Genomic DNA, 19,528 nt, shown 5'->3' with positions numbered 1-19,528 from the left:
GGATCGACACCCCATCATGAGGACGTCTTCAACAAATCGAAAGGAGGTGATCCGATGTCGAGTGATTTCGTTTTCCAGAACGTGGCCTCAGCGGATTGCACTTTCGGGAAGCAGTCTTCCCGTTAAGGCGCGAGATGCGCGGCCGGCGACGCCTGGAGCGCCGCGCGTCCTTTGGACGCGCAAGGGACGCTGCAGCACTTTAAGTCACGTCGCCGCCATGAGCCGCGCCATGGACGGAAACACGGAAGGCCGCCGGCTTCGAAAGAAGCGGCGGCCTTTTCCTTGCGTGTATTCACCCCGGTCGGGGAAGATCAGCGTTTGATGGCAAGCTTCTCGATATTCTTGCTGATCTCGTAGAAGGCGGCGGCCAGCTCCGTGCCCGTGGCGGCCTCGTAGTAATGCTTCAGCGAGGACGTGTCCGCTGTAGAGCAATTCTTGAGCACGCTCTTTGCCTGGTACCGCTCGGTCGCCGTCATGGTCGGATCGTTCAGGTCGAAGCCGATCGTGAATATCTCAATCCCGTCGCGCTTCATGTTGGCGCAGATGGCTTCGGCATTTTTTCGCGAGGTCTCGCCCTGACCCTGCGAGCTGGGCGCACCACGCCCCTTGGCAAAAGCAGTGTTGAATTGGCCGTCGGTCATCAGGATGGCGATCTTGGCCACCTTCCTTTTATCGAAATTGGCGGGGCCGGCACCCAGACCGGCATCGACAATCGCCGAGCGCCACGACGGCGAAAGCATGTAATAGCCCCATTGCGTGGCGATACCGCCGGCCGTGACGCCATCCGCACTGAAATCCGCGATTGTGTTGAGCAGTTTGTCTTTGTCGGCCGTCAGGGGGATGAGCTCGGCGAACGGGCAACTGCGCATATTGTAGTCCCGATTGACTTTGGCCAGATAGGTTTTGCCGTTGTTGTCCAGGCGCGGCGTGTAAGGCCCGTCGGGCGAATAATCGGCGTAACCATCCTTGTCCTTGCGTTCGGTGGCACATTTGTCCGACGACAATGTCAAAGACACCGAGACCGGAGCATCGATCGGGGGCGGCACCTTTGATCCATATCTCGTCTCGACGAATACCGTGCTGGCCAGACCGCCTGTGTTGACGGCTTCGGCGTAGGGAACGATCGCGATGCGTATGCGGGGATCGTTCTCGTCGCGGTTCCATTTGAGCAGGTCTTCGACGGCTCCCGAAGCCGCGTCCCGCAGGTCGCCAATTTTGTCGGTCCTCTTATACGAGTTGGCTTCCATCGATCCGGTCACGTCGAGCATCATCGCCACTTCAATCTGCCTGTCCGAAAAGAGTGCCGTTGTCGATACTGTGACACGCTGCATATCGCCCATGCTGAAAAGCGGAAAATAGAGGCCGAGATCGACATGCACGTCCGCCTGAACCGTGCTGGCGGTCCTGTCGATGGTCAATTTGTCGAGGACGATCCGATCCGTCTGCAGGATGCCCGCTCGGCTGTTGGCATCGAGAAACGCCTGCACCGACTTGTTGGCGTCGGCCTCGTTGATGACGCCGGTGGTCAGGTCGCGTGCCGTCGAGGTCACCGCCGCATCGACGACGCCCTGCAAGCTCGACTTGGCGTTGTAGAGCTGGGAAACATTGACGGCAAAGCCGACGCCAAGCGCCAGCACCGACGCAACCATGCCGAACAGAACCGCCAAATTTCCGCTGCGATCTCCGGCAAAGCCGCCGATTGCGTCAACAAGACCCCCAAAATGCCGCATGCTCGCCTCCATTCGCCACGACTCGAGCCGTGTGAAGGCCGCACTGCAGGATTCCGGCCGGACGGCGTGGTCAACGCAGAAAAAGCCGGCGGCTCATCGTCAAGCCGTTGTTTTTGCTTGGTTTCGAAATGCGGCAAGGTAAACAGCCAGTAAACGAGGAACCGCTCCGGCAGTTTCGTTTACGAAACGCTTACCATGATCCCGACGTCTGCCGTGGAGCACAAGAGCCGGATCCCGATCCGGCACAGAGGTTCTGTGCCGAAGCGGATCAGGCGCATCAAATCTATAGGGAAGCCCGGTGATCGTAACGGCCGGACGCGCCGTTCGCGCTTGCGCCTCTATGCCAGCATCTGCGCGCTGGCCGTCCTGTCGACGCCGCGATGAGGCGGGTTGAACAGATTGCTTTCCTGCTCGTAGGTCCAGACCTTGAACAGGCTGAGCCGGTGCGGGCCGAAACTGTGCAGCAGCGGCACGTCGGTCGCGTCGCGGCCGCGCGCGATGACGACGCGGCCGATCCTCGGCATGTTGTGGCGGGGGTCGAACGTGTACCACTTGCCGTCGAGGAACACTTCCAGCCACGCCGAAAAATCCATCGGTGCCGGGTCGACCGGCACGCCGATGTCGCCGAGATAACCGTTCACGTAGCGGGCTGGGATGTTCATGCAGCGGCAGAGCGTGATCGCCAGATGTGCGAAGTCGCGGCAGACGCCGACGCGCTCCTCATGCGCCTGCGCCGCCGTGCGGGTCGGGCGCGCATAGCCGTAGCCGAACGACAGGCGGTTGTGGACATAGTCGACGATCGCCTGCACCCGCGCCCAGCCGGATGGGACCGGCCCGAAAACCTGCCAGGCCAGATCGCTGAGATGATCGGTTTCGCAATAGCGACTGCCGAGCAGATAGCAGAGCACCTCGTCGGGCAACTCCGCCACCGGCACTTCCCTGGCCAGCGTGTTGACTTCGTCGGGCTCGCCGCTGTCCTCGACGACGGCGTCGTAAAGAATGCGAAAGCCTCCGCCAGGCGCAGTGAAGCGGCGGCAGGTGTTGCCATAAAGATCGTGATAGAGCCTGGTTGGGACGGAAGGCGAGGTCAGCACGCGCGTCTGCCGTTTGATGTCGGCCTGGCGCTCTCTGTGGATCTCGAGCAGCGAAATCACCGGGGTTGAATCAGCACAGTCGATAGCGATTTCGTAGCCGAGCCGAATCAGCATCGCGGTTCCCCTCTTGTGAGTGTCGTGGAAGACGAATGGATTAACGCAAGATGGCCCGCCGTGGTTCCCTGGTCTGTCGAAAAAGGCGATCTCGCGCCTTCCCATGCCGCCGGTGCGACGTTACGGTCGATCGACAGGCTTTGGTTCCTTCCGAAACAACTTGGGGTAGCAGATGTTCGCAGGCAGAAAATTCGCAGCCTTGCTGTTCGACATGGACGGCACGGTGGTCAATTCGATTGCCGCGGCAGAAAGGGTCTGGGCAGATTGGGCTCGCCGGCAAGATCTCGACGTTGCCGCATTCCTGCCGACGATCCACGGCGTGCGGGCGATCGAGACCATCGCTCGGCTGGCGCTCCCAGGCGTCGACCCGATGCGTGAAGCCGATGCGCTTCTGCAGGCCGAGGTGGCCGATATCGACGGCATCCTTCCGATCGCCGGCGCCGCGGCGTTTCTAGCGTCGCTGCCACCCGAGCGCTGGGCAATCGTCACTTCGGCGCCGCGAGAGCTGGCTCTCCTGCGCATCGCGGCCGCCGGCATCCCGCTTCCCGCCACCCTTGTCGCCGCCGAGGACGTTTCCCGCGGCAAGCCGGCGCCGGATTGCTTCCGGCTGGCGGCCGAGCGGCTGGGCGTCGATGCGCGCGACTGCCTGGTTTTCGAAGATGCGCCCGCCGGAATAGCGGCGGCCGAGGCCGCAGGAGCCACCGTCGTGGTCATCAGCGCCACGCACCAGCATCCGTTGCAAACGCCGCACGCTGCGATCACCGGTTATGACGGGCTAGGTATCACCGTCGACGAGCGCGGCTGGATTGTCCTCGGCGCGGAGCGCGCTGCGGCTTAGGGTATGTTGAGATTCAGGTCAGGCCGAGCCGAGAATAGTGGGTTCCGAGAACCGGAACGGAGCGGACTTTCAGGTCCGTGAGAAGCGCAGGAATCCGCTATTTGCTGGCCGGCTGAATATCGCATACCCTTAGAAATCGCTGGTCAGGCCCTTGACCTCCCAATCGCCGTAGCGGCCGGGTTCCCTGCCGCCACGGCCGCCGATCTCCCGGGGCATCGCGGCTTCCTGCCGGCGATAGTGTTTGCGCCGTGCTTCGGCTTCCGCCAAAGCGCGGCGGGCTGCCGGTGTCAGCGTCTTTTGCGGCGCGTCGTGACCGGCGCCAACGTTTGTCTTGCTGATTTGGCCCGTTTTATCGGTTTCATCGGTCATGCGATATTCCCGGCGGATTGAAACATGCCCAATTGAAACAGGGCCACACGTTTCCCATCATATAGCGATGAGCCGACAGGGATCGACCCTTTTTCCGGAAGGCCGGCAGAAACGGAGCAGACAATGAACACACTTCGCACCGCCATGCTTTTGGCAGCGATGACCGCGCTGTTCATGGGCGTCGGCTATCTGATCGGCGGATCGGGCGGCATGGTGATCGCCTTTCTGATTGCCGCCGCCATGAACCTGTTCAGCTATTGGAACGCCGACAAGATGGTGTTGTCGATGAACCGCGCCGTCGAGGTCGATGAAAGGAACGCCCCGGAATATTACGCCATCGTGCAGAACCTCGCCAGACAGGCCGGCCTGCCGATGCCGAAAACCTACCTGATCGACAACCCGCAGCCCAACGCTTTCGCCACCGGCCGCAACCCGCAGAATGCCGCGGTCGCCGCCACCACCGGGCTGTTGCAGCAGCTGTCGCATGAGGAGGTCGCGGCTGTCATGGCGCACGAGCTCGCCCATGTCCAGCACCGCGACACGCTGACCATGACGATCGTTGCCACGCTTGCCGGCGCGATCTCGATGCTCGGCAATTTCGCCTTCTTTTTCGGCGGCAACCGCGACAACAACAATTCCCTCGGCATTATCGGTGTGCTGGTGGCGATGATCGTGGCGCCGTTCGCCGCCATGATCGTGCAGATGGCAATCAGCCGTACCCGCGAGTACGAGGCCGACCGACGCGGCGCCGAGATCTGTGGACAGCCACTTTGGCTTGCCTCGGCGCTTGACAAGATCGCCCGTGGCGCCGAACGCATCCGCAACCCGGATGCCGAACGCAACCCGGCGACCGCCCACCTCTTCATCATCAATCCTCTTTCCGGCGAGCGCATGGACAGTCTGTTTTCCACCCACCCGAACACCGACAACCGCATCGCCGCCCTGCAGGCGATGGCGCAGGAGATGGCATCCGCCCCTGCTCAGCGGCGAGCCCCAATGCCGGGGCAGGCGGGCGGGCAGCGGCCATCAGGCCCGTGGGAGAGAGCAGCCGAACAGCCTGAGCAGCCGCCGGCCACGCCGAAATCCAATCCCTGGGGCCGCAACCCGACCGGACCCAAGGGTCCGTGGTCGTGAACGAAGCGAAACGCCGGCACCGAATTTCAGGCGATCATGAACACAATGCGGCGAGCCCCGGCGAGCCCGTTGCCGGCCTCGCCGCGCGCAAGGCGGCTGCACGGCTGCTCGCCGCCGTCATCGATGCCAAAACGCCGCTCGACGGGCTGACCGACCACGAGAACGGCCATCCGCAATACAAGGCGCTCGACCTGCGCGACCGGGCGCTGGTGCGCGCCATACTGGTCACTGCGCTGCGCTTCCGCATGACCATATCCGGGTTGCTGGCCCGCCGCCTGGAAAAGCCTCTGCCGCCCAACGCCACCGCGCTTTCGCATATCCTGCATGTAGCAGCGGCGCAGATCCTGTTCCTCGATATTCCCGACAGCGCCGCAGTCGACCTTGCCGTGACCCACGCCAAGTCCGATCCGCGCACGGTGCGCTTCTCCGGTCTCGTCAATGGCGTGCTGCGCACGCTGGCGCGGTCCAAGCAGGCCGAACTGGCTGCAGCGCTTGCCGCCACCGACGAAGCGCCGAAATGGTTTTCCGACCGGCTCAATGCCGCCTATGGCACTGAGAAAGCCAGGCAAATTCTCGCTGCCCATCGGCACGAGGCGCCGGTCGACTTTACGGTCAAGACCGATCCTGCGCTGTGGGCCGAGCGGCTCGGCGGCATCCTGCTGCCGACCGGCACTGTGCGCGTACAGAAACTCAGCGCCTCGGTCACTGAACTGCCCGGCTTTGAAGACGGCGCCTGGTGGGTCCAGGATGCCGCCGCCAGCCTTCCGGCCCGGCTTTTCGGCGACGTCAGGGGCTTGCGCGTCGCCGACCTCTGCGCCGCCCCCGGCGGCAAGACCGCTCAGCTCATTCTCGGCGGCGCCACGGTCACCGCGATCGATTCCTCGAAGAACCGGTTGGCGCGGCTCACGCAGAATCTCGAACGGCTCGCTTTGTCCGCAGAAATTGTCCAGGCCGATCTGCTCAAATACGAGCCGGAACAACTGTTCGACGCCGTCCTTCTCGACGCGCCCTGCTCCTCGACCGGCACGGTGCGGCGGCATCCCGACGTGCCCTGGACGAAGACGGCGGCCGACATCGAAAAACTCGCCGATCTGCAACGCAGGCTGCTCGCCCGCGCCGTCAGCCTGGTCAGGCCTAGCGGGCGCATCGTCTTTTCCAACTGCTCGCTCGACCCGCTTGAAGGCGAGGCGCTTCACCGCGCCTTCCTCGCCGGGGCGTCTGACATCGTCGACGATCCGCTCCGCCCGGGCGAGATCGCCGGTATTGATCCGTTCCTGACGCCGCAGGGCACGCTACGCACCACGCCCGCAGATCTGGAGCTCGGCTCACCGGAACAGTCCGGGCTGGATGGGTTCTTCGCCGCCCGCATGCGCAGAGCCGGCCAACGCTGAAAATTTGAAGAGTGTTTTAGCAAGAATCCTGCGGAAAACAGGCTGAATTTCAAGGCCTCCTTGGAATTCGCCTTCGCATAAGTTCTTGAATCATATAAACTTGTCGTCGGATTGGGCGTTACGAGGAGGGCTTTTGGCGATCGCTGTCGGCAGCACGACGCGTCTATGGACGCTTGTCGCGAAGGAGTTCTGGCGCAAGACGCGCCGGCGCCTGCGTGCCGGGCCGATCCATCGCTGGCGTTACTCCGGCCGCACTCCGGAACGCGTGTTGATCGCTCCGCCGGACCTGCGCCTGGCCGACCGGCAGATCGCGCTCGAGATTTATTATGGCCGCTATCCGCTGTCGGGACATCTGATCGAGACCGGCGGCACGTCGCCCTTCCAGATCGCCGTGGCCAATCCCGGCTGGCAAAAGGCCCTGCACGGCTTTCGCTGGCTGCGCCATATGCGCGCCGCCGGCACCGAGCTTGCCGCCGCCAATGCCCGCGCGCTGGTCTCCGACTGGATCACCATCCATGGCAGCAATATCTCCGGTGTCGCCTGGGAGCCTGGCACGACGGCCAAGCGCGTCATTGCCTGGCTGCAGCATTCCTCGGTGGTGCTGCAGGGTGCTGAATTTCCCTTCTACCGGGCCTTCCTGAAATCGCTGGCCATGCAGATCCGCTATCTCAGGGCGATGGCACGCGAGATGCCGGACGGCAAGGACCGGCTGCGCGCCCGCATCGCGCTTGCCTTTGCCGCTCTGTCGCTACCGGCGCCGGCATCGGCGCTACGCGGCGCGACCCGCAACCTCGCCGAGGAACTCGACCGTCAGATTCTGCCGGATGGCGGCCATATTTCCCGCAATCCGATGGCCGTGCTTGAAATCCTCGCCGACCTTCTGCCGCTGCGCCAGACCTATGCCAATCAGGCCGAAACGCCGCCGGCGGCGCTGATGGGCGCCATCGATCGCATGCTGCCGGCGCTGCGATTCTTTCGCCACCAGGACGGCAGCCTCGCCCGCTTCAACGGCATGGGCGCGACCATCCACAACCGCATCGCCACCATTCTGCGCCACGACGACACCGCCGGCGCGCCATTGCTGCACGCACCGCATTCGGGCTACGAGCGCCTCTCCATGGGCGGCGTCACCGTGATCGCCGATACCGGCCCGCCACCGCGCATCGATGTTTCCAACGCGGCGCACGCCGGATGCCTTTCCTTCGAGCTGTCTTCCGGCCGCCGTCACTATGTCGTCAACGCCGGCGTCGACACCTATGGCGCCGCCGAATTCCGGCCGCTTGCCCGCGCCACGGCCGCCCATTCGACAGCCACCATCAACGACACCTCATCGGCGCGTTTCAGCCATTCGCTGCGCGTCAACGATCTGCTCGGCACGCCGCTGATCGGCGGCCCGCAGCATGTGCCTTGCAAGCGCACCGACCAGCAAGGCAGCCAAGGTTTTCTGGCTCGCCATGACGGCTATGTCGCGCGCTTCGGCTTGCTGCATGAGCGCGAGCTGAAATTGTCGACGAACGGCAATGTGCTCGCCGGCAGGGATCGCCTTCTGCGGCCGGGCAATGCTGCGATCCGCAACAACGGCCGCGATTTCGTTACCATTCGCTTCCACATCCATCCCGACATTGGCCTGCTCCAGGACCAGCACGACCGCCTGGTGCTGACCGCCGATGAAGCCGACACATGGGTGTTCGCCTGCACCGAGGTGGCGCCCGAGGTCGAGGAATCCATCTATTTCGCCGGTCTTGGCGGCCCGCGCCGCAGCCGGCAGATCGTGCTGGCCTTCAAGGCATCGGAGGTTTCCGAAGTCCACTGGCAACTGACACGGACGGCCATCGCCGGTCATTCGGCAAAAAGCTGAGACTGCGGGTAGCCCCGCAGTTTGATTTCCAGGCCTCATGTGCTACGGCGCGCGGACACTTTCCCAACCAGCCGTGAAAGGCCGCCAGCCCATGGCCGTCGCCGCCAAGAACATTCCCGCGCCCGACCTCGTTCCCGTTCGTCGCGCGTTGCTTTCCGTTTTCGACAAGACCAGGCTCATCGATTTCGCCAGGGCGCTGGCCGCGGCCGGCGTCGAGCTAGTCTCCACCGGCGGCACCGCAAAGGCGATCGCCGAGGCAGGCATGGCTGTACGCGACGTCTCCGAACTCACCGGCTTTCCCGAGATCATGGACGGCCGCGTCAAGACTCTGCATCCGTCCGTGCACGGCGCGTTGCTTGGCGTGCGCGACGATCCCGAACACGCCGCGGCGATGCGCGATCATGGCATTGCGCCGATCGATCTCGTCGTCTCCAATCTCTACCCTTTCGAGGATGTCCGCCACTCCGGCGCCGCTTACGCCTCGATCGTCGAGAACATCGACATAGGCGGCCCGGCGATGATCCGCGCCGCCGCCAAAAACCACGCCTATGTCGCCATCGTCACAGACCCCGAGGACTATGCCTCGGTGCTCAACGCGCTTGAGATGAATTTCGGCTCGCTCTCGCTGGATTTCCGCAAGAAGCTGGCGGCCAAGGCCTTCGCCCGCACCGCGACCTATGATGCGGCGATTTCCGGCTGGTTCGCCGAAGCGCTGGAGATCGAGCATCCCACATGGCGCGCCTTCGGCGGCAGGCTCGACCAGGTGATGCGCTACGGCGAGAACCCGCACCAGAGCGCCGGCTTCTACGTTGACGGCGACAAGCGGCCGGGCGTCGCGACGGCGCGCCAGCTTCAGGGCAAGCAGCTTTCCTACAACAACATCAACGACACCGACGCCGCCTTCGAGCTGGTCGGCGAGTTCGATCCGACCCGCTCTGCCGCCGTCGCCATCATCAAGCACGCCAACCCGTGCGGCGTCGCCGAGGGCGCTTCGCTGAAGGCGGCCTACGCCAAGGCGCTTGCCTGCGATCCGGTGTCGGCCTTCGGCGGCATTGTCGCGATGAACCGCACCCTCGATGCCGAGGCCGCCGAAGAGATCGTCAAAACCTTCACCGAGGTCATCATCGCGCCGGGCGCCGCGGACGAAGCAATCCGCATCGTCGCCGCCAAGAAGAATCTGCGCTTGCTGGTCACCGGCGGCTTGCCCGATCCGCGCGCGGCCGGCTCCACTGTGAAATCGGTTTCCGGCGGGTTGCTCGTCCAGGGCCGCGACAATGCGGTGGTCGACGACCTCGACCTGAAAGTGGTGACCCGGCGCGCACCGACGCCGGCCGAAATGGCCGATCTCAAATTCGCTTTCCGCGTCGCAAAGCACGTCAAGTCGAACGCGATCGTCTATGTCAGAGACGGTGCCACCGTCGGCATCGGCGCTGGCCAGATGAGCCGGGTCGATTCCTCGCGCATCGCCGCGCGCAAGGCGCTCGACGCGGCCGAGGCAGCCGGCCTGGCCGAGCCGCTGACCAAGAATTCTGTCGTCGCCTCGGACGCCTTTTTCCCGTTCGCCGACGGGCTTTTGTCTGCGATCGAAGCCGGCGCCACCGCCGTCATCCAGCCGGGCGGCTCAATGCGCGACGACGATGTCATCGCCGCCGCCGACGAGCACGGTATTGCCATGGTGTTTACCGGCGTCAGGCATTTCAGGCATTGAGCGCTTCTTGCCTTCTCCCCTTGTGGGAGAAGGTGGCCGAGCGAAGCTCGGTCGGATGAGGGGTGCTGGACGGAGTGCTGCGGCAAGTACGTAAGCATTTAAAATTCTTGATGTTTTCACGTTGAGTTTCTTCCAACACCCCTCATCCGTCTCGGCGCTGCGCGCCGATCCACCTTCTCCCACAAGGGGAGAAGGGAAGAGCAGCGCTACTCCGCCGGCGGATTATCTGCCGGATATGGCGTGCGGATCAGGATCGCCAGGCCGACGCCGAGGAACAGCACGATTGCAGCCATGCCTAGCCGCGACGAGCCGCTGGCCAGGGTGATCGTGGCCACCATGAATGGCGCAGCAAAACTGGTCGCCCGTCCGGCCAGCGCATAGATGCCGAAATAGCGGCCCGATTCGGCCGCGGTGACGCTGCGCGCCATGTAGGAGCGCGACGATGCCTGCACCGGCCCGAAGGCAAGCCCGATCAGCAGGCCAAAGAAGATGTAGGCTTTTTCCGCCGGCGTACCGAACAACCCGCCGCTATCGGCTCCGGGCATCATCCAGGCACCGAACAGCGTGTAGCCCGGCCCGGTCGAGACGATGCCGATCGTGGCGAGGCTGAGCAGGACAAGCGCAATCATCACTATGGCCTTGGAGCCGAGCGCCAAGTCGAGGCGTGCGGCCACCAGGCAGCCGACGATGGCGACCACGTTGAGGATGATGCCGAACAGGCCGATCTCGGTGATCGACCAGTGGAACATCGCCGCCGCAAAGGCACCGCCCAGCGCGAGCAACGCGTTGACGCCGTCCTGATAGATCATGCGGGCGACGAGAAAGCGGAAAATGCCGCTGCGCTGGCGTATTTCGCCCAGCGTCGATTTCAGCTCCGACAGTCCCTCGCGCACCGCCGGTCCAAGCGGAAGGCCCTTCACCGCGTCTGGTGTGAAAAAGAACATTGGCAGGATGAAGAGCAAATACCAGGCCGCCGACAGTGGTCCGGTGGCGCGCGCGTCCTCGCCGAGCTTCGGATCGAGCCCGAAGAGCGGGTCGAGGCCGATGATCGTCTTGCCGGTCTCCGGCGAACCCGCCATGAAGGCGACAACAAAGATCAGCGCGATCATGCCGCCGAGATAGCCGAGCCCCCAGGCCATGTTCGAGATTCGGCCGATTTCGCCCTTCGGCACCAGACGCGGCATCATCGAATCATTGAAAACGGTCGAGAATTCCGCCGCGACCGAAGCCAGCGAGAAGAACAGCACGACCAGGAAAAGGTTCGAACCGGGAGCAGCGAACCATAGCAGGCAAAGACTGGTGATCTTGACCGCGGCGAAGAGTGCGATCCACGGTTTTCGCGGGCCGGTCTGGTCGGCGATCGAGCCGAGGATCGGCGACAGAACGGCGATGGCCAGACCCGCCGCGGCGATGCCGTAACCCCAGGCCGCCTGGCCCGTTTCCGGATCGCTCGCCATGCGCGAGACGAAGTAGGGACCGAAGATGAAGGTGGTGATGACGGTGAAGAACGGCTGCGCCGCCCAGTCGAACAGCATCCATCCCCAGATGCCGCGTTCCGGCGCTCGCTGCACTGCTATTTCGGCCATATGCCCTCCCACCAACGGCGCCCCGAAGTGCGGCACCGTCTCGCTCTATAGCGCAGTTCCTGCTGGCAATCGCGCGCGATGTGGAAGACGTCTCACAGCGCTGTCAGGTCGCTGATCAGCCCCGATGCCACCGACAGCCGCGACACGGTGATGTCGCCGCCCTCGGTCAGCGCCTGCAGCCGCTCGCGGATGCGCCCGACTCTCTCGCCGCCGGCCTCCAGCCATGCCGCCACCGGGTCCGCCGCCTCGGCATGGCCGGTGAGCGCCGCCACGGCGATGCCGCGCCTGGCTGCGCCGATCGTGTCGGTGGCGCGGGAAAGCGCCAATTGGTCGTAGTAGTCGGACGGCGCGATCGAGCGCGCCGCATCCTCGACGCGCGGAATGCGGAAGGCATCGCTGACCGCGAAAAACGCCTTCGCGGCGGCGACGATGTCGGCATTCGCCGTTCGGGCCGTCAATGCGATGTCAGGCACGACGCCGGCCACATCGGTCAGCGCCAGATGTTCTGCCAGCTGTTCGGGCGCACCGCCCTTGGCCAGACCATGCCGCCGCTCCTCTATCCGCTCGCGCGAGAAGGCCGGCAGCAGCGAAGTGAGCTTCGGCTCCAGTGCCTTGCGGGCGTTCTGCAATTCGGCGATCCGTTGGCCGAGCGGAGCGGTGCTGGTATCGTTCTTGAGATACCAGCCGCTGGCGACATAGATGAGGCGGCTAACCGCCTGATAAAGGTCGAGCTGCACCTGACCGTCGATCTGGTTGTCGAGCGCGTCGATCTGGCGATAGAGCGCCGGCAAGCCAAAGCCGTCGCGCACCAAAGCGAAGGTCCGGACAATGTCGGCGGCGCTGCGGCCGGTCGCTTCCTGCAGCCTGTTGACGAAGGGTGGGCCGCCGCGATTGACCAGATCGTTGGCGACGACACGGGCGATGATTTCGCGGCGCAGGCGATGGCCATGGATTTCGGCCGCGAATTTCTTCGCCATACGGTCCGGGAAATAGCCCATCAGGTCACGGTCGAAATGCGGATCGTCCGGCACGTCGCTGGCGACGATGTCGGAAAACAGCACGATCTTGGCATAGGCCAAAAGGACGCCGAGCTCGGCCCTGGTCAGCGGCTCGCCACGCGCCTCGCGCTCGGCAAGGGCTGCCGGCGACGGCAGAGCTTCGACATTGCGGTCGAGCAGGCCGCGCGCCTCGAGCGCTGCCATGAAACGGCTCTGATGGGCGATATCGGCAAGGCCACGCTTGCGGGCAAGGGACAGCGCCAGCGTCTGCTGGTAGTTGTTGGACAACACCAGCGCGCTCACCTCGTCGGTCATTTCGGCGAGAAGCTTGTTGCGCGCTGGGCGGGTCAGCGCACCCTTGCGCATGGCGGAAGCCAGCGCGATCTTGATGTTGACCTCGACGTCGGAGCAGTTGACGCCGCCCGAATTGTCGATGGCGTCGGAATTGCAGCGCCCGCCATTCAGCCCAAACTCGATGCGGGCCCGCTGCGTCGCGCCGAGATTGGCGCCCTCGCCGATGACCTTGGCGCGCACTTCGAGCGCGGTCACCCGAATAGCGTCATTGGCGCGATCGCCGGCGTCCTGGTTGGTTTCCGACGATGCCCTGATATAGGTGCCGATGCCGCCGAACCACAAAAGGTCGACCGGCGCCTTGAGGATGGCGCTCATGATCTCGACCGGCGAGGCGGTCGTCTTGCCGAGGCCGATCGCCGCGGCCGCGGCCGGCGGCAGCGTGATCGATTTCTGGCTGCGCGAGACGATGATGCCGCCTTCGGACAGTTTTGTCTTGTCGTAGTCCTGCCAGCTCGAACGGGCGAGGGCGAACATGCGCCGGCGCTCGGCCATCGAGGCCGCCAAGTCGGGATTAGGGTCGATAAAGATATCGCGATGGTCGAAAGCGGCGATCAGCCGGGTCTGCTCGGACAGGAGCATGCCGTTGCCGAACACGTCGCCCGACATGTCGCCGACGCCAACAACGGTGAAGGGCGCAGTCTGGATGTCGCGGTTCATTTCACGGAAATGCCGCTTGACAGCTTCCCAGGCACCCTTGGCGGTGATGCCCATCTTCTTGTGGTCGTAGCCGGCCGAGCCGCCGCTGGCGAAAGCGTCGTCGAGCCAGAAGCCATGCTTCTCGCTGATGGCATTGGCGGTGTCGGAGAAGGTCGCGGTGCCCTTGTCGGCGGCGACGACGAAATAGGGGTCGTCCAGGTCGCGCCGCACGACGCCGGCCGGCGGAATGACGCCGTCGAGGCCGATATTGTCGGTGATCGACAGCAGGCTGGAGACGTAATTCTTGTAGGCGGACGCGCCGGCTTCGAAGATGGCGTCGCGGCCGGCGCCCATCGGCAGCTTCTTCGGATAGAAACCGCCCTTGGCGCCAACCGGCACGATCACCGCGTTCTTGACCTGCTGCGCCTTGACCAGGCCGAGCACCTCGGTGCGATAGTCCTGGGCGCGGTCCGACCAGCGCAGGCCACCGCGGGCGACCGGGCCGAAGCGCAGATGCACGCCCTCAACCTCGGAACCGTAGACGAAGATCTCCCGCCAAGGCCGCGGCGCTGGCAGGCCTTCGACCGCTTGCGAGTCGAGCTTGATCGCCAGCGACTGGCCCTTCTCCTTCAGATCGGGAACGAAATGATTGGTGCGCAGCGACGCTTCGATCAGATTGAGATAGCGACGGATGATGGTGTCGTCGTCGATGTTGGGAACCTCTTCCAGCGCATCTCTGATCTTTGCCTTGAGGTGCCTGGCCGCGACCGCCCCTTCCGTCTGCGCCGTCGGTCCGAGGCGGGCGACGAACAGCTCATGCAGGCCACGCGCGATCTCCGGATAGCGATTGAGCGCGGCGGCTATGAAATCCTGGCTCTGCGGGATCCCGGCCTGCTGCAGATAGCGGCCATAGGCGCGCAGGATGGTGACTTCGCTCGACCACAGGCCGGCGGTCTGGGCAAGGCCGTTATAGCCGTCATTGTCGATGTCGCCGCGCCAGACGGAAAGGAATGCGTCCTCGAACAGCGCGCCGCGGTCGCCAAGGTCGATTGGCTTGCCGTAGCTGTTTTCGAGCTCCATGTCGTGGATGAAGACCATGCCCGGCTGATCACTATTGATCATGCCGGAAGCCTCGTCGCCGACCTCGAAGGTGCGCTCGCTGATTACGCGGAAACCGATGTTCTCCAGCACCGGTACCCGCCGCGACAAGGCTACCGGGCTGCCATGGTGATAAATCTTCAGCGCCGCCTGATGTGGCTCCTGGTTGGCATGACGATAGTAGTCGATGGCGATCGGATTGGCCGCGCTGATCCTGGCGATGCGACCGGCATCGGCCAACGCCTCCGCCGGCGAGAAGCTGTCGCGATAGCTTCCCGAGAAGCGCGAGGCGATCGTCGTGAGCGCCGCGTCGGCGCCAGTCTCTTCGGCGGTCTCGCGCAGAATGTCGTCCCAGGTCCGCACGATGGCGCGGATCGCCGCCTCGATCGTCGTCTGGTCGACCTTCGGCGTCTTGCCGCCGGAACGGCCGATGATGAAATGAACACGCGCCAGTCCGCCTTCCGGAAAGGCGGGGTAGTAGGCCGAAAGCCGGCCCTGGAACACCGTCTTCAGATAGGTGCCGATCTTCTCGCGTACGACGCTGTCGTAGCGGTCGCGCGGCACGAAGACGAGGATCGAGACGAAGCGGTCGAACTGATCGGCGCGCACCAGCGCTCTGACGCGTGGCCGCTCGATCAGCCCCAGAATGGCTTCGGCGTGCTTGCGCAGGATCGGCACCGGAACCTGGAACAGCTCGTCGCGCGGATAGCTCTCCAGCACATTGATCAGTGCCTTGCCGGAGTGATCTTCAGGGTTGAAACCGGATTTGGCGATGATGATTTCGGCTTTCGACCTGAGATAAGGGATCTTCATCACCGAGCGCGTGTAGGCAGTCGAGGTGAATAGACCGACGATGCGCAACTCGCCGGCAAGCACGCCCTTGGCGGTGTAGGTCTTGATGCCGATGTAATCGAGATAGATGCGGCGATGCACGGTCGACTTGGCGTTGGCCTTGGTGACGATCAGCGGCTCCGGCCCGTGCAGGAAGGCGCGAATTTCCGGCGTCGTCGACACCGCTTCGGTGCCGCGCCGCAGCACCAGCACGTCCGGATCGGAGAGGATGCCGAGGCCGGGCTTTTCGGTGCGCTCCAAGGTGCCGCTTTTCTCGCCGCCGGTATATTTGAACTCGCGCATGCCGAGGAAGGTGAAGTTGTCGTCGCGCAGCCATTCGAGGAAGGCGATCGCCTCGGCGACGTGGGCCTTGTCGAGAGGCACCGGAGAGTAGCGGAACTCGGAGATTGCCTGGTCGAGGCGGGCCAGCATCGGCTTCCAGTCGGTGACAGCGGCGCGCACCTGGCCTAATATTTTCTTCAGCCGCTCGGCCAATGCCTCGGCCTGATCGGCCGAAAGTCGGGCGATATGGACGTGGATGACGCTCAGCCGCTCATGACTGTGATCGCCCTTGGCAAAGCCACCATCGCCGAGGATTTCTTCGACGCCGCTCTTGCCGTGCCTGACGACGATGACCGGGTGGGTGACCAGCAGCGGTTCGCCGGCGCTCTCGGTGATCTCGCCGAGGACGGAATCGAATAGGAACGGCATGTTGTCGTTGACGACAGTGATCACCGTCATTGGCCTGCCCTGGCGCACGACACCGGAATCGACCTCTATGGCGACGAGGCAATCGCCCTTCTTGTGCCTGGCGACGGCGCGCCCGGCGAGATCGGCGGCGCGTTCGAGGGCGGTGACCTCATAGGCGGCGACATCTTCGGCCGGCGCTCGAGCCAGCAGATAGTCGGCAAGCCTGCCCGGCTTCTCGCTGCCCCTGGCCGCGCTTATCTTTTTCAACTGGCTTGCAGATTTCAGGCCGGCCATGTCGCTAGTCCCTCCCGTCATATGTTTTGCAACTATGGTAGCAGATGGCCGAGATTGGCGACAAAGGTTTGACCGCTTGCGACGAAATGTCGGAGTTCGGCAGCAAATCATCAACAAAGGAGGAAAAACAGCCCATGGCCGGAAAAATCACAGCACTCGATCTCGCACCCCACGCAATCGCTCGGTGAGAGCATGGCGGTTGCGAGCCAACGGACCTCACATTAGTGATTTGCATTCTCGTTGCGTCTTTGCCGGTTTGGTCCGATGATTGCCGCTGCGGCGTGACCGCATGTCGGTTCGACGCCGCCGATCAACGGAAGATCAACGGAGGAGAACATGGCGAAATTTCTCTATGTCTATCACGGCTCCGGCAAGATGCCGACCGACGAGGCCGAACGGCAAGCTGCGATGGATGCCTGGAACGGCTGGTACGACAAGCTTGGCTCGGCCGTGGTCGACGGCGGCAATCCAGTCGGCATGTCGAAGACCGTGCTGCCCGGCGGCAAAGTCGAAAACAATGGCGGCAGCAATCCGACCGCCGGTTACACAATTGTCGAAGCGACAGACATCGACGATGCCGTCGACAAGGCCAAGGATTGTCCTATCCTGAAGGATCCGGCTTTCAGCGTCGAGATCGCGCCGATCATCGAAATGAGTTGACGCAATGGCTCAGGATCGAGCCGCGATCGCCGCCGCGGCACCGGCCATGGTGGTGGCGCTGACGCGGTTGGCGATCTTCATCGCCCGTTTGCTCTTCAGGAGTTTTCGCGCCTGCGCTGCCGCCAGTACCCAGGCCAGATCGATGGCGACCAGAACCACGGCCATAGTCAGCGTCAGCTCGATCCAGCCGACGACCGTCACCGAGGCGAGATCGATGATGGTCGGCAGCAGCGCCAGGTAGAACATCATGATCTTGGGATTGCCGAGCGTCACCGCCATGCCGGCAAAGAACAGTTTGACGGCCGATTCCTCGCGCGGCATCTCGCCCTCGCGCGCCTCGACCGGGGCCGTCCACATCTTCCAGGCGAGGTAGGCGAGATAGGCGACGCCGACCCATTTCAGCACGACGAAGGCGAGATGGAAGGTCTGCGCCACCACCGCCAGCCCGAACACCGCCAGCGACAGCCAGATGGCCTCGCCGATCCACATGGCGAGCAGGAACGGGAACACGTCGCGAAAGCCCTTTGCGATGACACGCGCCACCAGAGCGGCAATCGAGGGGCCGGGCGAGCCGGCGGCGACAAAAAGGGCGGCGGCGAAGATCAAAAGCGAGGTGAATTGCATGTGAGTGCCTTCGAGCGTCAGGGAGCCAAGGATATCCGATCGGCAGCGAAATGGCACCCCTGCAGCGTACAGAGAACTTTGCCCTCTGAAGAGGCGCCGGCGCTGCCCCTCATCTGGCTGCCGCCATCTTCTCCCCGTCAACGGGGAGAAGGGCGCCGTCATCGACGGTTCCGCCAATTACCAGCGTTGCAAAAAATGAACGCCGAGGGTGCGGTCAGAGGTCTTCTCCCCGTTCACGCAGGGCTGTCCGGGGAAAGTTTTGAGTGAATCGAAATGCCACATGTGCATGCCCCGTAAAACGGGGTTTGTCCGTCTTTTCTCTGGTTGTCGAGACTCAGAAAAGGAACGGGGCATGCGCTTTGCACCTAGCATCTTCGGGCAGCTTCTTGAACCCATCGATCGGCGTCAATTCCAAGCAATTGTGGATCGCCACGACGGGGATGCGTACGACAAATCGTTCAGAAGCTGGGATCATCTGGTGGCGCTGATCTATGCCCAGTTCTGCGGCAGCAGCAGCTTGCGTGGCCTGGAAGCCGGCTGGAACGCCAACAGCCAGCATCATTATCACCTGGGCAGCGGTCCGTTGATGCGTTCGACCTTGTCGGATGCCAACAGACGGCGTCCGGTCGCCATCTTTGCCGAGGCGTTCGGTCTGGTGGCGAACCTGCTCGACAGGCAAATGCGGCGCGAGGGCGAAGCGATGCTGCGGCTGATCGACTCGACCCCCATTCCGCTCGGCAAACTGTGCGATTGGGCCAAGTCGAACGGGCGCATCCGCGGCATGAAGGTGCATGTCGTCTATGACCCGAAGACCGACTGTCCGCGCATCCTCGACATCACCGACGCCAACGTCAACGACGCCCAGGTCGGTCGCCAGATCACGATCGAAGCTGGAGCGACCTACGTGTTCGACAAGGGCTACTGCCATTATGGCTGGTGGACGGCGATCGCCGAAGCCGGATCGATCTTCGTGACGCGGCCCAAATCCAACATGAGGCTGGCGCTGCTGCGTGATCGCCCTATAGCCGAGCCGCAGGGCGACGGCTTCCTGGTTGTGGAAGACAGTGAGGTAAGCTTGGTCAGCAAGGCTGCTTGCAAGCTGCCGATGCGGCTGCGTCGCCTGCGCGTTCAGCGCGAAACGGGCGACACCATCACGCTTTTGACCAACGATCTGGAGCGCTCTGCCGTCGAGATTGGACGGCTTTACAAAGGCCGCTGGCACATCGAGCTTCTGTTCCGATGGATCAAGCAGCACCTCAAGATCCGCAAGTTCCTCGGCAACAACGGCAATGCAATCCGCCTGCAACTCTTTGCCGCAATGATCGCCTTTGCGCTGCTGCGCATTGTCGCGCGCACCCGCCGCGTCACTATTCCTATCTTGAGGTTCACAGAACTGGTCGCTCAATACTTGTTCGGGCGGCGGAAACTGCACACCATCGATAAGCCGCCACCGGTCAATCCAAGCCGACCAAGGGACCGAGCCTCTCCCAATCAGATGGCCTTCATTTATGAATAACTTTC

The 19,528-nt window shown here is 63.6% G+C and carries 14 protein-coding genes; 8 read left to right on the top strand and 6 right to left on the bottom strand.

Annotation, left to right across the window (positions count from 1 at the left end; translation table 11 throughout):
• Window positions 1–311 precede the first annotated feature (311 nt).
• Window positions 312–1,730 carry a pilus assembly protein gene (locus JG739_RS04760; protein WP_202365475.1) on the bottom strand — a complete coding sequence of 473 codons (1,419 nt, stop codon included), beginning with the start codon at window positions 1,728–1,730 and terminating at the stop codon, window positions 312–314.
• A gap of 338 nt (window positions 1,731–2,068) precedes the next feature.
• Window positions 2,069–2,938 carry a transglutaminase-like domain-containing protein gene (locus tag JG739_RS04755; RefSeq protein ID WP_202365474.1) on the bottom strand — a complete coding sequence of 290 codons (870 nt, stop codon included), beginning with the start codon at window positions 2,936–2,938 and terminating at the stop codon, window positions 2,069–2,071.
• A 172-nt stretch (window positions 2,939–3,110) separates the two neighbouring features.
• On the opposite strand from JG739_RS04755, the gene JG739_RS04750 reads away from it, so the two are divergent.
• Entirely contained in the window at window positions 3,111–3,776 is a 666-nt protein-coding gene (locus JG739_RS04750; protein ID WP_202365473.1) for an HAD-IA family hydrolase, read from the top strand.
• 129 nt (window positions 3,777–3,905) lie between these two features.
• Here JG739_RS04750 and JG739_RS04745 read toward each other — a convergent pair whose 3' ends face one another.
• The gene (locus JG739_RS04745; RefSeq protein WP_202365472.1) at window positions 3,906–4,145 is read right to left on the bottom strand and encodes a DUF1674 domain-containing protein; all 240 of its coding nucleotides are present in this window, start codon (window positions 4,143–4,145) and stop codon (window positions 3,906–3,908) included.
• A gap of 123 nt (window positions 4,146–4,268) precedes the next feature.
• On the opposite strand from JG739_RS04745, the gene htpX reads away from it, so the two are divergent.
• The 4 genes from htpX (at window position 4,269) to purH (ending at window position 10,236) form a co-directional block, all read left to right on the top strand.
• Window positions 4,269–5,279 carry a zinc metalloprotease HtpX gene (gene htpX, locus JG739_RS04740; RefSeq protein WP_202365471.1) on the top strand — a complete coding sequence of 337 codons (1,011 nt, stop codon included), beginning with the start codon at window positions 4,269–4,271 and terminating at the stop codon, window positions 5,277–5,279.
• Entirely contained in the window at window positions 5,270–6,670 is a 1,401-nt protein-coding gene (locus JG739_RS04735) for an RsmB/NOP family class I SAM-dependent RNA methyltransferase (protein ID WP_202365470.1), read from the top strand. The genes htpX and JG739_RS04735 overlap by 10 nt, the downstream gene beginning before the upstream one ends.
• Window positions 6,671–6,803: 133 nt before the next feature.
• Window positions 6,804–8,528, top strand: coding sequence for a heparinase II/III family protein (locus JG739_RS04730; protein ID WP_202365469.1), 1,725 nt, complete (start codon window positions 6,804–6,806; stop codon window positions 8,526–8,528).
• A 91-nt stretch (window positions 8,529–8,619) separates the two neighbouring features.
• Entirely contained in the window at window positions 8,620–10,236 is a 1,617-nt protein-coding gene (gene purH, locus JG739_RS04725; protein WP_202365468.1) for a bifunctional phosphoribosylaminoimidazolecarboxamide formyltransferase/IMP cyclohydrolase, read from the top strand.
• 206 nt (window positions 10,237–10,442) lie between these two features.
• On the opposite strand, the gene JG739_RS04720 is transcribed toward purH, so the two are convergent.
• Together JG739_RS04720 and JG739_RS04715 are read right to left on the bottom strand one after the other, a co-directional pair.
• Window positions 10,443–11,822, bottom strand: coding sequence for an MFS transporter (locus JG739_RS04720; protein WP_202365467.1), 1,380 nt, complete (start codon window positions 11,820–11,822; stop codon window positions 10,443–10,445).
• Window positions 11,823–11,914: 92 nt separating this feature from the next.
• Window positions 11,915–16,723, bottom strand: coding sequence for an NAD-glutamate dehydrogenase (locus JG739_RS04715; RefSeq protein WP_202365466.1), 4,809 nt, complete (start codon window positions 16,721–16,723; stop codon window positions 11,915–11,917).
• Between the two features lie 44 nt (window positions 16,724–16,767).
• Here JG739_RS04715 and JG739_RS04710 point away from each other — a divergent pair, with 44 nt between their 5' ends.
• The gene (locus tag JG739_RS04710; protein ID WP_202365465.1) at window positions 16,768–16,911 is read left to right on the top strand and encodes a hypothetical protein; all 144 of its coding nucleotides are present in this window, start codon (window positions 16,768–16,770) and stop codon (window positions 16,909–16,911) included.
• A 148-nt stretch (window positions 16,912–17,059) separates the two neighbouring features.
• The gene (locus JG739_RS04705) at window positions 17,060–17,383 is read left to right on the top strand and encodes a YciI family protein (protein WP_202365464.1); all 324 of its coding nucleotides are present in this window, start codon (window positions 17,060–17,062) and stop codon (window positions 17,381–17,383) included.
• Window positions 17,384–17,392: 9 nt separating this feature from the next.
• Here JG739_RS04705 and JG739_RS04700 read toward each other — a convergent pair whose 3' ends face one another.
• Complete coding sequence (locus JG739_RS04700; RefSeq protein WP_202365463.1) at window positions 17,393–18,007, bottom strand: LysE family translocator; 615 nt, start codon at window positions 18,005–18,007, stop codon at window positions 17,393–17,395.
• Between the two features lie 352 nt (window positions 18,008–18,359).
• On the opposite strand from JG739_RS04700, the gene JG739_RS04695 reads away from it, so the two are divergent.
• Complete coding sequence (locus JG739_RS04695; RefSeq protein WP_202362951.1) at window positions 18,360–19,523, top strand: IS4 family transposase; 1,164 nt, start codon at window positions 18,360–18,362, stop codon at window positions 19,521–19,523.
• The last annotated feature ends 5 nt before the right edge of the window (window positions 19,524–19,528 follow it).

Source organism: Mesorhizobium sp. L-2-11 (genome assembly GCF_016756595.1).
In the GTDB taxonomy this organism is placed as follows: Bacteria; Pseudomonadota; Alphaproteobacteria; order Rhizobiales; family Rhizobiaceae; genus Mesorhizobium.
Note: the sequence above shows the minus strand (reverse complement) of the source record. Positions and strands in the feature narration are given on the sequence as shown.

What these genes read in the sequence shown, in the direction of transcription:
- htpX (WP_202365471.1), top strand. Translation starts at nt 4,269, where the DNA reads ATGAACACACTTCGCACCGCCATGCTTTTGGCAGCGATGACCGCGCTG.
- JG739_RS04760 (WP_202365475.1), bottom strand. Translation starts at nt 1,730, where the DNA reads ATGCGGCATTTTGGGGGTCTTGTTGACGCAATCGGCGGCTTTGCCGGA.
- JG739_RS04720 (WP_202365467.1), bottom strand. Translation starts at nt 11,822, where the DNA reads ATGGCCGAAATAGCAGTGCAGCGAGCGCCGGAACGCGGCATCTGGGGA.
- JG739_RS04695 (WP_202362951.1), top strand. Translation starts at nt 18,360, where the DNA reads ATGCGCTTTGCACCTAGCATCTTCGGGCAGCTTCTTGAACCCATCGAT.
- purH (WP_202365468.1), top strand. Translation starts at nt 8,620, where the DNA reads ATGGCCGTCGCCGCCAAGAACATTCCCGCGCCCGACCTCGTTCCCGTT.
- JG739_RS04710 (WP_202365465.1), top strand. Translation starts at nt 16,768, where the DNA reads ATGGCCGAGATTGGCGACAAAGGTTTGACCGCTTGCGACGAAATGTCG.
- JG739_RS04705 (WP_202365464.1), top strand. Translation starts at nt 17,060, where the DNA reads ATGGCGAAATTTCTCTATGTCTATCACGGCTCCGGCAAGATGCCGACC.
- JG739_RS04750 (WP_202365473.1), top strand. Translation starts at nt 3,111, where the DNA reads ATGTTCGCAGGCAGAAAATTCGCAGCCTTGCTGTTCGACATGGACGGC.
- JG739_RS04715 (WP_202365466.1), bottom strand. Translation starts at nt 16,723, where the DNA reads ATGGCCGGCCTGAAATCTGCAAGCCAGTTGAAAAAGATAAGCGCGGCC.
- JG739_RS04745 (WP_202365472.1), bottom strand. Translation starts at nt 4,145, where the DNA reads ATGACCGATGAAACCGATAAAACGGGCCAAATCAGCAAGACAAACGTT.
- JG739_RS04755 (WP_202365474.1), bottom strand. Translation starts at nt 2,938, where the DNA reads ATGCTGATTCGGCTCGGCTACGAAATCGCTATCGACTGTGCTGATTCA.
- JG739_RS04700 (WP_202365463.1), bottom strand. Translation starts at nt 18,007, where the DNA reads ATGCAATTCACCTCGCTTTTGATCTTCGCCGCCGCCCTTTTTGTCGCC.